Below are 15,731 nucleotides of genomic sequence, written 5' to 3' on the forward strand. Positions count from 1 at the left end.
GGATTTCTATGAATTTATGGTAAAGGTTGATATCCGGGAACAAAGGCGACCGCTGGCGCTTCTTCAGAATCATTCTTCCTGCTCCGCTCCAGCGGAGGCACAAGGCTCATAAAACTTAGGCTTATACTTTCGAAGTTAAGTTTTACTCGCCCCCGAGGCACAAGGCTCATAAAACTTTTAGGAGGCTGATTGAAATGGCCAAGAAGCCGAATATTCTCTTGATTACGAGCGATCAACAGCATTGGAATACGATCGGCGCGTTCAACGATGAAATTTCAACGCCGAATCTTGACCGTCTGGTGCGGGAGGGGACCACGTTCACGCGCGCCTACTGCCCGAATCCGACATGCACGCCCAGCCGCTCGTCGATTATTACCGGGATGTACCCGAGCCAGCATGGCGCCTGGGCGCTCGGAACCAAGCTGTCCGAGGACGTCCGGACTGTGGGCGACGAGCTGCAGGCGGAAGGTTACCGGACCGCGCTGGTCGGTAAAGCCCATTTTCAACCGCTTGCATCGACCGACGAGTTTCCATCTCTGGAGATGATGCCGCTCCTGCAGGACTTGGACTATTGGCGGGATTTTACTGGACCGTTCTACGGCTTCGAGCATGCCGAGATGCTGCGGAATCATGCGCACGAGCAGCTGGTCGGACAGCATTATGCCATTTGGATGGAAGAGCAAGGATTCGACTGGAAGGCGCATTTTGCCGAGCCGACTGGATCCCTTCCCTTATCGGCGGAGCATCGCTGGACGCTTCCTGAAGCCTATCATTACAATACGTGGATTGCCGAACGGACGAATGCCTTGCTGGAGCGTTATGCCGCAGATGAAGAGCCCTTCTTCCTATGGGCGAGCTTCCCGGACCCGCATCCGCCTTACCTCGTATCCGAGCCATGGGATAAGATGTACGACCCTGAGGAGCTAACGCTGCCAAAGATGACGCCAGGAGAGCATGAGGCTAATCCGCCTCACTTTGGCATGACCCAGCTTGAACGGCCTGACTTCTCGGCTTATCAGGAGACGGGGAAGGGCGTGCACGGTCTATACACGCACCAGGTTCCGCTGGAGAAGCAGCAGAAGAATATGGCGGTCTACTACGGCATGGTTAGCTTCATGGACAAGTATGTCGGGCAAATTCTTGATAAGCTTGATGAGCTTGGACTTGCCGAAGACACGATTGTCGTCTACACAACGGATCACGGTCATTTCTTCGGACAGCATGGACTGCAGTATAAGGGCGCCTTCCATTATGAGGATTTATTGAAGCTGCCGTTCATCGTCAGATACCCTGGACATGTTCCCGCTGGCCGGATCGAATCATCGATGCAGTCGCTGGTCGATTTGGCGCCGACATTTCTTAGCTTCTCCGGTACATCGGTGCCGCGGACGATGACGGGCGTAGATCAAAGCCGGGTATGGCGCGGGGAGCCATCCGCCGCGAGGGATTATGTCATCTGCGAGAATCGCAACGAACCGACCTTGATGCACGTCAAGACCTATGTGAGCGAACGTTACAAGCTGACGGTCTACTTTGAACGGCTTTACGGCGAATTATTCGATCTGCAGGAAGACCCCGGCGAGCTTCGCAACCTCTGGGACGATCCCGCTCATCGTGATCTGAAAGGGCAGCTGCTGCTCCACTTCTTATGGGCGGAGATGGGCAAGGAGCCGATGCCGATGCCCCGGCTTCATCATGCATGAACGAAAGGGGAGCGACATGAAATCATCCGCCGTAATTCGAAGCAAGCGGCCGAATGTCTTGATCATTCATACGGATCAACAGCGGTACGACAGTCTGGGCTGTACTGGCAACCTGCATGCCATCACACCGCATATTGACAAGCTCGCAGCGGAGGGAACGCTGTTCCACCGGCATGTAACGGCCCATCCGGTCTGCATGCCATCGCGTGCCTCGTTCTTCACGGGGCGCTACCCGAATGCGAGCGGTGTCTACGCCAACGGTGTCGCGCTGCCAAGAAAGACGCATGTGACGGCCCATCCCATGAATGCCGGGGCTCAGGTTCAGGCGGAGGCAATCAGCCATGTTCCGACCATGCCGGACGCGTTCTCGGAAGCGGGTTACCGGACGGCTGCGATAGGCAAGCTGCACTTCACTTGTACGAACGGCCCCCGGAGCAGCCGCTTTGAGGAATCACGCATTCGTTGGTCTGAGGAGGATATGTCGGCGTGGAGCGGTCCTTATTATGGCTTCGATCAGGTTGAGCTGACAATCGGACATGGAGAGGATTATACGGGTCATTACGGGAGCTGGCTGCGGAAGACCTACCCGGAGGTGGCGGAGAAGGTGCGGTCGGGGAGCTTCCGGGGGAGCGGGCCTGCCAAGTGGACGCTGTATCCGAGCGTCGTACCCGTGGAAGCACACAGCTCAACGTGGATTGCCGACCGTGCGATCGCCTATTTGAACAGCGCGGCAGATCAGGTCGAGCCATTCTTCCTGTTCCTCGGCTTTCCAGATCCGCATTTTCCGTTCACCCCTCCGGCCGAGCTGGCCGAACGGTTTCAAGACCGCGGAACGATGGCTTATCAGGAGCGGGCGGCGGGCACAGGAGGGGTTCCGTCCCCCGTCCGTAAGCTTTATGAGGGGGACAAGCTTCAGAACGCGGTCCGTTATGGCGACGGTTTTGTCCATAAGGCGAGACAGTTCACGGACGCCATGATTCATCTGATCGACATCTCTGTTGGGAGGATCAGAGAAACGCTGCAGCATTTAGGCTTGGATGAGAATACGATCATCGTCTATACGAGCGATCACGGCGATTATCTCGGCGACTATGGATTGGTGTTCAAGGCGAATTACGGCTCCAAAACGCTGAATCACGTGCCTTTCATGATGAAAGTGCCGAAGAAGCTGGCGGAGCTGCCGAAGGAATGTCATGCGGCAATGAGCAATACGGACGTCATGCCAACGCTTTGCCAACTGGCCGGTGTTCCCGTGCCGGATGGCGTGCAGGGCCGAAGTGTCGTTCCGCTGCTGCTAGGGGAAGCGGAATCATGGCCAGTGCAGGTGACCTGTTATGACGATGATCCATCCGGACATAATTTCAGTCTATGGAACGACCGCTACAGGTATACGTGGTACCCGGCAACGGGAGAACGCGAGCTGTATGATCATGTGAGTGACCCTTACGAAACCGATAACATCGCGGGCATGCCTAGCATTGCGGACGTCGAGCGGAACTTGCATGCCGCTCTTCTGGAGCAGCATTGTCTAACGGACCGTCCCTCACTTGGCAAGTCGGCTCAATGGTAGCACAGCGGATTAGAAGGAGGAATAGTCATGTCGTCGAAACAGCCGAACATCGTTATGCTCATGACCGATCAACAGCGATGGGACACGCTGGGCTGCTATGGGAACGAGATTATTGAAACCGTGAACCTGGATGCATTGGCAGCGGAAGGAACGGTATTCGATCACGCATATACTCCGTCTCCGTCATGCATTCCCGCACGGGCAAGCCTGCTGACGGGATTGGATCCGTGGCATACCGGACTATTGGGGATGGGAGCCGGCCAAGGCCCGATGGAAACAGGATTTGCCCACACGCTTCCCGGCGTGCTGTCCGATGCGGGTTATCATACCCAAGGCATTGGCAAAATGCATTTTTATCCCCAACGTTCGCTAAACGGCTTTCACCATACCTTACTGGACGAATCGGGCCGAGTAGAGGATCCCCAGTTCGTCTCGGATTACCGGGAATGGTTCGATCGCCATAAGACCGGCCCGTATGATTTCGTCGATCACGGCATCCATTGGAATTCATGGATGGCAAGGCCTTATCACGCGCCTGAATATTTGCATCCGACCAACTGGACCGTGAATGAGTCAATTGCATTCATCAAACGGAGAGACCCGCGTAAACCATTTTTTCTAAAAACATCGTTCGCAAGACCGCATTCTCCATATGATGCGCCCCCGGTCTATTTCGATCTGTACGATAGAAAGCAGCTCGCTGAGCCGTTCATCGGCGATTGGGCGCATATGCACAATAAACCCGAGGACGCGGTCAGTCCCACCGCTTGGCGGGGGGTACGCAAGCCGGAGGAAATCCGGCGGGCACGTGCGGGTTATTACGGTCTCATTCATCATATCGACCACCAGATGGGACGGTTGATCCAATGCCTGCAGCGCGAAGGACTGTACGAGAACACGATGATCGTGTTTCTGTCGGACCATGGGGATATGCTGGGGGATCACAATCTATGGCGCAAAACCTATGCCTATGAGGGATCCGCTCATATCCCCATGATCGTTAAGCTGCCGCGCTCCTACGGCCGAACGGAAGCCAGAGTCTCGAAGCCGGTTGCGATTCAGGATGTCATGCCAACGATATTGGATATCGCAGGCGTGGATATCCCGGGTGCTCTTGACGGCAGCAGCATGAGAGGTCTGATGCAAGGGCAGGGGACGGCTTCCGCGAACTGGCGTGAATTCGTACATGGGGAGCATTGCGCCTGTTATTCGGACGAGCAGGAGATGCACTACTTAACGGATGGGAGAACCAAGTATATTTGGTTCCCGCGGATGAATAGCGAGCAGTTGTTCGATCTGGAGGCGGATCCGGGCGAATGCCGCGATCTGACAAGGCAGCAAGAAGAGCAGCAGCGGCTGCAGCAATGGAGAAGACGGTTGATCGATATACTTGCCGAGCGGAACGCGGGACTTACGGATGGTGTCAATTTGATCAATCAAGCCGGAAAACCGCCTATCGTTTCGCCTCACTATAAGGCTAGAGTGAAAGCTGGAAGATGATTTCACATAAGAAGGATTCACAGAAAGGCTGCCGGGATTATACGGCGGCCTTTCTGTATGCGGCTATGATTTTCAACGTGTGTTGAACGTCTATTGTGAATGTATTAAACTGAGTACAATAATTCTGATAATTATTCTCAATCGATGGACATTTCGGGGGCAATGATGACAAAAATATTACTGATTGAAGACGAGAAAAATATGTCGCGTTTCATTGAGCTTGAGCTCCGGCATGAATCCTATGAGGTTCAAGTCGTTTCCGACGGGAGGCAGGGGCTGGCGCTTGCTCTAAGAGAGGACTTTGATGTTATTCTCTTAGACCTCATGCTTCCGAAATTAAGCGGCATCGAAGTATGCCGTCAGATACGTTCCGTTAAGAAGACGCCGATTATTATGCTGACGGCCAAAGATAGTATCGTGGACCGTGTCTTGGGGCTGGATCATGGCGCCGATGACTATATGACGAAGCCATTTGCAATCGAAGAACTGTTAGCCCGCATTCGGGTCATCCTGAGAAGGCAGGAGGATGCAGCGGAGCAAGATATGCCTATACTTGTCTTCCAGGACTTGAGTGTCAATCTGGATTCCAGAATTGTACGAAAAGGCAATGAGGAGGTCCAGCTGACGAAGAGAGAGTATGCGCTCCTTGTTACGTTCATGGAGAACGTGAACCGGGTGCTGACGCGGGAAACCCTGCTGGATAAAGTGTGGGGGTTCGAAGCAGCGGTCGATACCAATGTCGTGGATGTCTACGTCCGTTATTTACGAAATAAGATCGATGGTCCCCGCGAGGGCAGCTGCATCCAAACATTACGCGGAATTGGATACGTGATGAGACCATGAAGAAACCGGCGATAACCGTCCCTTTCTCCCGGATGCCGATTAAGTGGAGGTTGACGATCTGGTCAGCCTTGCTGCTCTTTCTGCTGTTCGCAGCCTATAACGCGGTACAATATGTATTCGTCGAGCAGTGGATGCTCAAGCGGGAAGAAACCCGCGCGCAGCAGAATATGAGGGAAATTCTGAACTATTTTCTAGAGAAGGAAGCTTCCTTCGGGGAGAATGAGATAGGCGAAATTCGCAGCTTCCTGCAAAAGGTCAACCGCCAGGACCAGCTCCTGCGCGTCCTGGACGAGGGCGGAATGCCAATCATCGTCGTGTCCAATGACATTCCCGCTGAATGGGTCGCTCCCCGGCCGGTTACCCGTACATCGCTTGAAGAAGGGAAGTATAGCGGTAACCAATTGCTCGTTATGAGGAGTCCCTTGACGATCTTTCAATTCAACGGAACGATCGAGATCGTAAAGAGCACGCAAGCCTTCCATGAATTAACGTCGGCTATCCTCTATGTCATGATCCTATGCGGCTTAGGGGCTGTCGTCATTAGCGGTTTAGGCGGCATGCTGCTGGCGCGTCAGCTGCTTAGGCCGCTTCAATCGATGGCAGAAACGATGAGGAATGTGAAGCACAAAGGACTGCACGAACGGGTGCGGATTAGCGACAATCAAGATGAAATATCCACGCTGATGAAGATGTTTAACGAAATGATGGATCAGGTTGAAAAGTCTTTTCAGCAGCAGAGACAGTTTGTTGAGGACGCTTCCCATGAGTTCCGAACGCCGGTTGCGATCGTAGAGGGGCATCTATCCATGCTGCAGCGCTGGGGGAAGACGGATCCCGCCATATTGGAGGAATCCCTGGAGGCTTCCATTCAAGAGATGTCCCGTCTGAAGGGGCTCGTGCAGGAGCTGCTTGTGTTGACACGGGTTGAGCAGGGCAGCATCGATGAGAAAGACGTTGTAACCAATCCCGATCAGGTCATACGAACGATCCTCAAAAATATGGAAGTTCTTTATCCTTCGGCTCGCTTGGAATCCGAACTGGAAGGGATAGCGGATGCCGCAATCGTCATTTCCGTGCAGCATCTCGAGCAAATTCTTCTCATTCTGCTGGATAATGCGGTCAAATATTCGCCGGAGAGGGCAGTGATCTCGGTCCGCGGATTTATGAACAAGGATGCGGTTTGTTTGGAGATTACCGACTGCGGCATGGGAATACCCGAACATGACTTGCCGCTAGTGATGGACCGGTTTTACCGGGTCGACAAAGCTAGAAGCGGAGAACAGGGCGGGCACGGCCTCGGACTTTCGATTGCTAAACGTCTGACGGAACGATACAAGGGAACGATCTCTCTTCGAAGCAAGGAGAATGAGGGCACGACAGTATCCGTCTGCCTCCAGGCATTACATCAGGTGCAAGAAGAGGTTTAATTTTTTTTGTTTTCACATCATTTTCTCATTTTGGTCCGCTACAATAGGCAATAGCCGATGCAAGTGGTAATGATATTCATTATCAAATAACTCGGTCTTGCTTCTTAGCTTCAAATGAGAATGAATATTATTTTCAGTTGTTCGTAACACCAGGCAAAATAATAATAACGATTGAGGGGTTAGCATTCAAATGAAAAAGGTTACCATCGGCATCATTCTTCTGGTCATGGCTTCGCTCGTACTTATGACTGGCTGCGGGTCTAACGCTACGAACAATACAACAGAGAATTCGGAGCCCAACGCAGCTAATGATGCGAAGAAGCCCGAAGATACGGAAGGATCAGGCAAGGAAAAGGTCGTCAACGTGTTCACCGCAAGGCATTACGATGTGGACAGCCTGCTCTATGAAGAGTTCACGAAGCAGACGGGCATCAAGGTTAACGAGATCAAAGGAACGGCTGAAGAGCTTGTAGAGCGGTTAAAGCGTGAGGGCGAGAGCTCCGAAGCGGACTTGTTCGTTACCGTCGACGGCGGTGTGTTGAACTATGCGAAGCAGAATGATGTTCTTCAGCCGATTGAATCCGAGACCGTGAAACAGAATGTCCCGGAACAATGGCGCGACAAGGATAACAACTGGGTTGGAGTTGCAACCCGCGCACGCGTTATCGTCTATGCAAAGGATCGCGTGAAGCCAGAGGAGCTGTCTACATACGAGGACCTTGCAACCGACAAGTGGAAAGGAAAATTATTGGCGCGCTCTTCAACGAGCCTATACAATCAGTCGCTCGTCGCCTCTTTTGTTGAGTTGAATGGGGAACAGAAGACGGAGGAATGGGCTAAGGGTATCGTCAATAACTTTGCGCGCGGTCCGGAAGGCGGAGACCGCGACCAAGCCAAGGCGATTGCCGCCAAAGTCGGCGATGTCGCGATCATGAATACTTATTATGTTGGACAAATGTTGAATTCCAAAGACGCGGAAGAAGTGAAGGTAGCAGAGAATATCGGCGTATTCTTCCCTAACCAGGACACGACCGGAACGCATCTTAATATCAGCGGCGTGGGATTGACCAAGCATACCAAGAATAAAGAGAATGCAATCAAGCTGATCGAGTTCTTGACAGGCAAAGAAGGACAAACGATCCTGACGCAAGGAAGCTTCGAGTTCCCGGTCAACCAAGCAGCGGAGAAGCCCGAGCTGCTGACAGCGTGGGGCGAATTCAAATCCCAACAAATCGACTATGCGAAGCTGGGAGATCACAACAAGAAAGCAACAGAAATTCTTAACAAAGTAGGCTGGAAATAAACATGAATGGTTTTGCTTGGCTGCGGAGATTACAACGAAGAAGCAATACTTGGATGGTAATAAGCGTAATTGGGGCCCTCGTGGCCCTTCTTCCGTCTCTATATATTCTCATTGGTCTCTTCCAGAAGCCCAATGAGAATTGGCAGCATATCCAGCAATTCATGCTTAAAGATTATGCGCTGCAGTCATTATGGCTGGTGCTGGGTACGGGAACGCTAACCGTTATGATCGGAGTAACGCTTGCCTGGCTCGTAGCAGCGTATGAATTCCCGCTCAGGAGATTGTTCTCCTGGGCGTTTGTGCTGCCACTGGCTATTCCTCCCTATATTGCGGCTTATACGTACGGCTCTATGCTTAGCTACACCGGAAGCGTACAAGTCTTCATGCGCAACGTTTTAGGCTGGGCACCGGATCAGAAGTACTTTGACATCATGTCCATGAAGGGTGCTATTTTTGTTTTTACGATGTTTTTATTTCCTTATGTCTACTTGATTACGAGATCTTTTTTTGAGAAGCAGAGCGCCTCATTTATCGAGAATGCGAGATTGCTCGGGAAAAACCCGCTGCATATCTTCTTCCGTGTCGTGCTGCCTCTGTCGCAGCCGGCGATAATGGGAGGCGTGAGTCTGGTTGCCTTCGAGGTGTTGAACGATTTCGGCGTGACCAAGCATTTTGGCATACAGTCGTTCACGACAGCGATCTTCACCACCTGGTTCGGCATGTATGATGTCGATTCGGCTATACGATTGGCGGCATGGCTCATGAGTGTCATCATCGGTGTATTCCTGATCGAACGACTGCTTCGTAAACGGAAAAAATATAATGCTTCAACGAGCAGGACGAGTCCGCTATCCAGAAGAAGACTGCGAGGCTTGCCCGCATGGGCTGCATGTGGATTCGGCGCGGTGATCGTTTCTCTTTCTTTTCTCATTCCGGTGCTGCAGCTAATCGTATGGGCTGCGTGGACGTACCGGGACGTACTGAATGCTAAATTCGCAGAGCTGCTCGTGAATACGCTGTCCGTGTCGGCTCTATCCATCGTGGCTCTTATGCTGCATGCCGTAATTGCCGCCAATGTCAATCGGACCGGACGCTCGTTGTTCACGCTTGTTCTCTCAAAGCTGATTTCGATGGGCTACTCTGTTCCCGGTGCGGTATTGTCGATCGGCGTGTTGGCCGTATTCATCTCCTTCGATGAACAGCTCAGCGGCGTCTACGGATGGCTGGGATTAGGCGAGGGAAAGCTTGTGCTGAGCATGTCGCTTGCCATGCTCATATTCGCCTATGTCATCCGTTTTTTGGCCGTAGGCTATAACGCGGTTGAAGCCGGATTCGAGAAAACGGGTAACCGGTATACGGAAGCTTCCCGCCTGCTTGGCTTCGGGATGACACGCACCTTTTTCAAGGTCGATCTGCCCTTAATAAAGGGAGCCGTACTGACAGGCTGCATTCTGACGTTTATGGAAATCGTGAAGGAGCTGCCGCTTACGCTGCTGCTGCGCCCCTTCAATTTCGATACGCTGGCAACCAAAGCCTATCAGTATGCGAGCGATGAACAAATTCATCAAGCATCCGTTCCTTCGTTATTCATCATCGGGGTAGGCATGGTATCCGTCTTTTTCTATCACTGGTTAGGAGAGAAGAATTCACAATGACCTTTTTTGAAATGTCCGACGTTTCTTTTCACTATGACAAAGGAAGCCGAACCGTGCTGCGCCGGTTTTCGCTCGGTTTGGATAAAGGAGAGTCCGTCGGTGTATTGGGACAAAGCGGCTGCGGTAAGAGCACCCTGCTTCGCCTGATCTCCGGGCTGGAAGAGCCGGTCACCGGCAGGATCGTCATCGACGGAACAACGATGGTGGACGCGCGGAAGTTCGTCAATCCCGAATTACGCGGAGTAGGGATGGTATTTCAGGATTACGGCCTATTCCCCCATCTAACGGTTGAACAGAACATTGCTTTTGGCCTGCATCGTCTATCCAAGAAGAATCGGGCAGCGCGCCTTGGCGAGATGCTGGAGCTGGTCAAGTTGCAGGATTACCGCAGACGTTATCCCCATGAGCTTAGCGGCGGGCAGCAGCAGCGTGTTGCATTTGCGCGGGCGCTTGCGCCGGAGCCCGCTCTCCTGCTCATGGACGAACCGTTCAGCAATCTGGATGCGAATTTGAGAGGCGAGATTCGTTCCGAATTGCGGCAGCTGCTAAGAGCCGCTGAGATGACATCGATACTCGTGACGCATGATAAAGAAGACGCGGATGCGATATGCGATCGAATTGTGTATATGCAGGCCAATGACGAGATTTCGCAGGAACGCAATTCCTCTTAGCCAAGCGAATGAAACAATTCATGATGACGACCCAATGGGTCGTCATTTTTGTTTTATATGATGCATATAAGTGTCTGATAGGGTTCGAAAGAGAGTGGTTTGATCGGGATAAAAAAATATATAGTGCATCATAAATAAATATATTGTGCATTAAATGAGTTTTTGTTATATTTATGTTGTACTAAAGTTGTTGAGGAGGGGAACAAGGTATGAATGTCAATAAAATCGTGATCAACCAAGTGGAACGGAAGCTGGATTTGGGTATGATCCTGTGCAAATATTGCGGCTGCCTGATGGGTACGATTCCTACAAATGGTGTCAAGAAATTTTATGGGGTATGCCAAAGTGAACCCTGCCAACAACTTTCTAAAGGAGGACATTGAGAATGTCAGGTGTACCGCATAAACAAGTATTCGCTTTTCAAGAAGGCCATGCACAGATGCTTCATCTATTGGGGGGGAAAGGGGCCAATCTGGCTGAGATGGTCCGCCTCGGACTTCCGGTTCCACCAGGATTTACGGTAACGACCGAAGCTTGCCGGGACTTTTATGAGCAAGGCGGAATGACCTCCGAAGACTTGCGCGCTCAAATATCCACGGCTCTTAAGCAGCTCGAGATCGAAAAAGGACAGCATTTTGGCGATTCGCGCAACCCTCTGCTGGTATCTGTACGTTCCGGCTCGGTAACGTCCATGCCAGGCATGATGGATACCGTATTAAATTTAGGTTTGAACGATGAAACGGTTCAAGGCTTAGCCAACCATACACATAATCCTCGGTTTGCTTACGATTGCTATAGACGCTTTATCCAGATGTACGGCAATGTCGTACTCAATATCGAAGCTTATCACTTCGAACGGTTATTGCATGAATTAAAGCAGCAGGAAGGGACGGAGCTGGATCAGTCGATTAGCGTTGAAGGCTGGAAGCGTCTCATTGCTTCTTATAAAGAATGCATCCTTCAGAAGACCAAACGGGTATTCCCGCAGGATGTTAATGAACAGCTGTTCCTGGCTGTGGAAGCGGTATTCCGCTCTTGGCACAATCCGAGAGCCCAAATCTATCGTAGAGTGCATCATATTCCTGATCATCAAGGTACTGCAGTCAATATCCAAAGCATGGTATTCGGCAATATGGGTGACGATAGCGGTACAGGTGTTATTTTCTCGCGTAACCCGTCTAACGGCGAGAATGTTCTGTTTGGCGAATATCTCGTCAACGCGCAGGGTGAGGATGTGGTAGCCGGAGTAAGAACGCCGATGCCAATTGCAACACTTGCGAGTGAAATGCCCGCGGTATATGATCATCTATTCTCGGTTGCCAAGCAGCTTGAGCGGCATTATAAAGATATGCAGGACATTGAATTTACAGTAGAGAACGGAAAGCTGTACCTCTTACAGACTCGTAACGGCAAGCGGAACGCACAGGCTGCATTGAAAATCGCGGTCGACCTCGTCTCCGAAGGAAGCATTAGCAAAGAGGATTCGCTGCGCCGCATCGAAGTCGGTCATCTGGATCAGCTTCTGCATAGAGGCATGGATGAGAGCAAGATCAAACAAGTGCTTGCAACCGGCCTTCCCGCTTCGCCTGGTGCCGCAACCGGTCAGGTCGTGTTCGATGCGGATACTGCCGTTGAATGGAATCGGATGGGCAAACCCGTTATTTTGGCACGGCAGGAAACGACACCGGAAGATATTCATGGCATGATCGCATCGGAGGGTGTCTTAACGAGCAGAGGCGGGATGACAAGCCACGCTGCCGTAGTTGCCCGCGGTATGGGAACTCCATGCATCTGCGGATGCGAAGGTATTCAATTTACGGATCAGGAAAAATCGATGCAAATCGCCGGCGTAGTGTTGAAAGAGGGCGATTGGATTACGCTGGACGGGACTACCGGGCGCGTGATTGCAGGTAAAGTTCCGCTGCGTGAAGCTGAGATGACGCCGGAATTGACGCAAATGCTGGCATGGGCAGATGAGATCCGTACCCTGCAGGTGTACACCAATGCCGATAATCCGAAGGATGCGGAAACGGCTAGACGCTTCGGCGCCGAAGGAATCGGCCTATGCCGGACGGAACATATGTTCTTCGCGCCCGAGAGACTCCCTGTCGTACAGCAGATGATATTGGCCGACAATATCGACGACCGCAATCGCGCGCTGAAGCTGCTTCTGCCGATGCAGCAAGCCGACTTCGAGGGGATATTCCGTATTATGGCCGGACTTCCGGTAACGATTCGTCTCCTGGATCCGCCGCTTCATGAATTTCTGCCGAACCTCGAGGAGCTTCTGCGGCAGGTCAGCCAGCTGAATGATGAGGATCCGGAAACCCCTGCGAAGAAGAAGGAGCTGCAGGTACTAATCCGTAAGGTCCGTCTGCTGCATGAGACCAATCCGATGCTTGGACAGAGAGGCTGCAGACTGGGTATCGTATACCCTGAGATCTATGATATGCAAATCGAAGCCGTATTCCGCGCAGCCGACACCTGCATGGAAGAAGGCATAGACGTTCGCCCTGAACTTATGGTTCCTTTGGTAGGGCACGCTGCGGAATTGCAATTGATTCGCGAGAGAATCGAAGATATCGCGAAGCGGATCCTGGGACCAGAGAAGAGCGGGCTGCTTGCTTATAAAGTAGGCACCATGATCGAAGTTCCACGGGCTGCGCTCACAGCCAAACAGATTGTAGAGCATGCGGACTTCTTCTCCTTCGGAACGAATGATTTGACGCAAATGACCTTCGGATACAGCAGGGATGATGCCGAAGGCAAGTTTCTGACTCGTTACATCGATCAGAAGCTGCTCCCGTACAATCCATTCCAGGTGCTGGACACCGACGGTGTTGGACAGTTAATCGATCTTGCTGTTGCCGGCGGAAGAGCCGTAAAGCCTGCTCTGAAAACAGGAATATGCGGTGAGCATGGCGGTGACAAGGCTTCCATTCTGTTCTGTCAGCGTACAGGCTTGAACTATGTGAGCTGTTCCCCGTTCCGTGTACCGTTGGCTAGAATTGCTGCCGCTCAAGCACGGCTTGAGGTAGGGGTTGCGGCAGAACGCACACCGGCAGCAGTCCTGTAAAGTGCAACTTTTATAGGAAGAAGCTAAAGCCAGCCACTCATCTTTTTACTATGATGGAAGTAAGAAGAATGAGGAGGCTGGCACGATGAGCAGGGTATCGGATAACGACAAGAAAGCAGCAACCCGGATATTCAAGGATGCGGTGCCGCTGCTGGAGCAGCCGGAAGCGCTAAGGGAAAGAGCCGAGAAGGATGGCTATCTGTTCTTCAAAGGCTTGCTCGACAAGAATGAATTGCGGCAAGCACGTTCTCAAATGCTGCATGTGATGAAGCAATGGGGATTATTGAGCAGCCAGCATGCAATCGAAGAGGGAATAGGGGATCACGAGGCCATTAACAAGCTATCCCTCGAATCATTCCGGGGATACGGTGTACCATGGGAATTATATAAACAGGTACAGCGGCTCGAATCCTTCCATGAGCTGGCTCATCAGCCGGCATTGCTTGGGGCATTCCGCACGTTATTCGATTGTGAGGTTCTGCCGCATCCGCGCAACATCGCCCGGATTGTGATGCCTCACCGTGAGCTGAAGGCAACGCCTTCCCATCAGGATTTCATTCATATTCAAGGGACGCCTGTGACATGGACCGCCTGGTTTCCGCTGGGGGATTGCCCGCGCGAGCTCGGAGGCTTATCGATGCTGGAGGGGAGCTATAAGTCCGGGGTACTGGGTGTGACGGAGCATGGCGGTGCAGGCGGGCTGGAGTCGGTATTGTGCAATATGGATCTGGAATGGGCGGAAGGCGATTACGAAATCGGCGACGTCATTATTTTTCACAGCCATACCGTTCATAAAGCGCTCCCTAACCAGCAGGGAAATCAGATCCGGCTTTCCTGTGATTTTCGCTATCAGCCCGCCCATCTGCCGATCGACCGGGGCTCGCTTCAGCCGCATGGCGGGGAAGCTGTACTGCCGTGGGAAGAAGTATATGAGGGCTGGATGAATGATAATCTGAAGTATTATTGGAAGGAACTTCCCCTGCAGCTTTCAGATTGGGACGAGAACGTGCGCTGGCAGAAGGAAAAGATATGCTAACGATTGGAGAAAAAGACGATCCCGCAAGCGGGACCGTCTTTTCTTCGTTCATTTTATTGCAGACTTATGATGTCCGCTTGACCTATTCAGCACTCTGCGCCTTCTACCCAAGCAGAGCGGGACGCACCTTCTTGTTTCGGTTTACAATTCCGCACTGTAACTGATATGATCTATAACATTGCCTGATGTTTACTGTTTGTGTAAGGAGTCATGAAACCATGGAAATCGTAATCGTTGAAGATGAGAAGATATTCTGAACGGCATGAAGGACTCATTGCTAGAGGTCCATGCTACTGTCAAACAATTATACCTTCGATAATGCGGAGCAGGCGCTGGCGCTGATCGTAGAGCAGGCACCGGGTATCATTATTACGGATATTGTGCTCCAGCAGATGACCGGTTTGGAGCTGGTCGAGAATGTTCTTGTGGCGGAATATCGTCCGAAGATCCTTATTGTAAGCGGATACAATAACTTTGAATATGCACAGCGGGGCATTAAGCTTGGCGTAACGGACTATATTCTCAAGCCCTTCGACAAGGAGCGGTTCCGCCAGTCGGTGCTTGGATTAATTGAGCTGATTCTAGAGGAAAGAAGAGGCAGGCGCGATCGCGAGCCGTACATGGAGCTGGGAACTAGGGCGCTCAACCAGGAGACCGTGACGGAAGTCGGACATGCGACGATGCATCAGCTGACGGGGCGGATCGAGATGGAATATCTCAATGCCAGATTCTGACCTATCAAGAATTATTTCGAATTCGCGAATGGACTGCCGTTCATTAAAGTGTACGATGGTTTTGTTTCGGTGCCGGAAGGCGTCAACGTGACCGACAAGATCAAATACGAGAAAGAAGAAATGATCAAGTTCGTATACGGCAAACGCCCGGTCTCGGAATTCGGAGACTTTATCCAGACTTAAGAAGACCTATCAATTGGATCAATATATCGA

At 51.8% G+C, this 15,731-nt stretch carries 12 protein-coding genes; all 12 read left to right on the top strand.

Going from position 1 to position 15,731, the window contains the following annotated elements:
- The first annotated feature begins 194 nt into the window (after positions 1-194).
- A complete protein-coding gene (locus NNL21_RS18605; protein ID WP_204818714.1) occupies positions 195-1,703 on the top strand; it encodes a sulfatase family protein in 1,509 nt (502 codons plus the stop codon).
- 16 nt (positions 1,704-1,719) lie between these two features.
- A complete protein-coding gene (locus NNL21_RS18610; RefSeq protein WP_204818715.1) occupies positions 1,720-3,273 on the top strand; it encodes a sulfatase family protein in 1,554 nt (517 codons plus the stop codon).
- Between the two features lie 27 nt (positions 3,274-3,300).
- The gene (locus tag NNL21_RS18615) at positions 3,301-4,773 is read left to right on the top strand and encodes an arylsulfatase (RefSeq protein ID WP_204818716.1); all 1,473 of its coding nucleotides are present in this window, start codon (positions 3,301-3,303) and stop codon (positions 4,771-4,773) included.
- Between the two features lie 165 nt (positions 4,774-4,938).
- Positions 4,939-5,616 (top strand): response regulator transcription factor, encoded by a 678-nt coding sequence (locus tag NNL21_RS18620; RefSeq protein WP_204819090.1) that lies wholly within the window; start codon positions 4,939-4,941, stop codon positions 5,614-5,616.
- Positions 5,613-7,043 carry a HAMP domain-containing sensor histidine kinase gene (locus tag NNL21_RS18625; protein ID WP_204818717.1) on the top strand — a complete coding sequence of 477 codons (1,431 nt, stop codon included), beginning with the start codon at positions 5,613-5,615 and terminating at the stop codon, positions 7,041-7,043. The genes NNL21_RS18620 and NNL21_RS18625 overlap by 4 nt, the downstream gene beginning before the upstream one ends.
- A 190-nt stretch (positions 7,044-7,233) precedes the next feature.
- Entirely contained in the window at positions 7,234-8,346 is a 1,113-nt protein-coding gene (locus tag NNL21_RS18630; RefSeq protein ID WP_204818718.1) for a Fe(3+) ABC transporter substrate-binding protein, read from the top strand.
- Between the two features lie 2 nt (positions 8,347-8,348).
- Positions 8,349-10,001: an ABC transporter permease gene (locus NNL21_RS18635; protein ID WP_204818719.1), complete on the top strand. Its 1,653-nt coding sequence runs from the start codon at positions 8,349-8,351 to the stop codon at positions 9,999-10,001.
- Entirely contained in the window at positions 9,998-10,672 is a 675-nt protein-coding gene (locus NNL21_RS18640; RefSeq protein WP_204818720.1) for an ABC transporter ATP-binding protein, read from the top strand. The genes NNL21_RS18635 and NNL21_RS18640 overlap by 4 nt, the downstream gene beginning before the upstream one ends.
- 209 nt (positions 10,673-10,881) lie before the next feature.
- Positions 10,882-11,055, top strand: coding sequence for a GapA-binding peptide SR1P (locus NNL21_RS18645; protein ID WP_204818721.1), 174 nt, complete (start codon positions 10,882-10,884; stop codon positions 11,053-11,055).
- A gap of 2 nt (positions 11,056-11,057) precedes the next feature.
- Positions 11,058-13,748: a pyruvate, phosphate dikinase gene (ppdK, locus tag NNL21_RS18650; RefSeq protein ID WP_204818722.1), complete on the top strand. Its 2,691-nt coding sequence runs from the start codon at positions 11,058-11,060 to the stop codon at positions 13,746-13,748.
- A gap of 85 nt (positions 13,749-13,833) precedes the next feature.
- Positions 13,834-14,784 (top strand): phytanoyl-CoA dioxygenase family protein, encoded by a 951-nt coding sequence (locus tag NNL21_RS18655; protein ID WP_204818723.1) that lies wholly within the window; start codon positions 13,834-13,836, stop codon positions 14,782-14,784.
- A gap of 287 nt (positions 14,785-15,071) precedes the next feature.
- Positions 15,072-15,518, top strand: coding sequence for a response regulator (locus NNL21_RS18660; RefSeq protein WP_204818724.1), 447 nt, complete (start codon positions 15,072-15,074; stop codon positions 15,516-15,518).
- Positions 15,519-15,731 lie beyond the last annotated feature (213 nt).

The sequence above is a fragment of the Paenibacillus mendelii genome, assembly GCF_024498075.1.
Classification (GTDB): domain Bacteria; phylum Bacillota; class Bacilli; order Paenibacillales; family Paenibacillaceae; genus Paenibacillus_Z; species Paenibacillus_Z mendelii.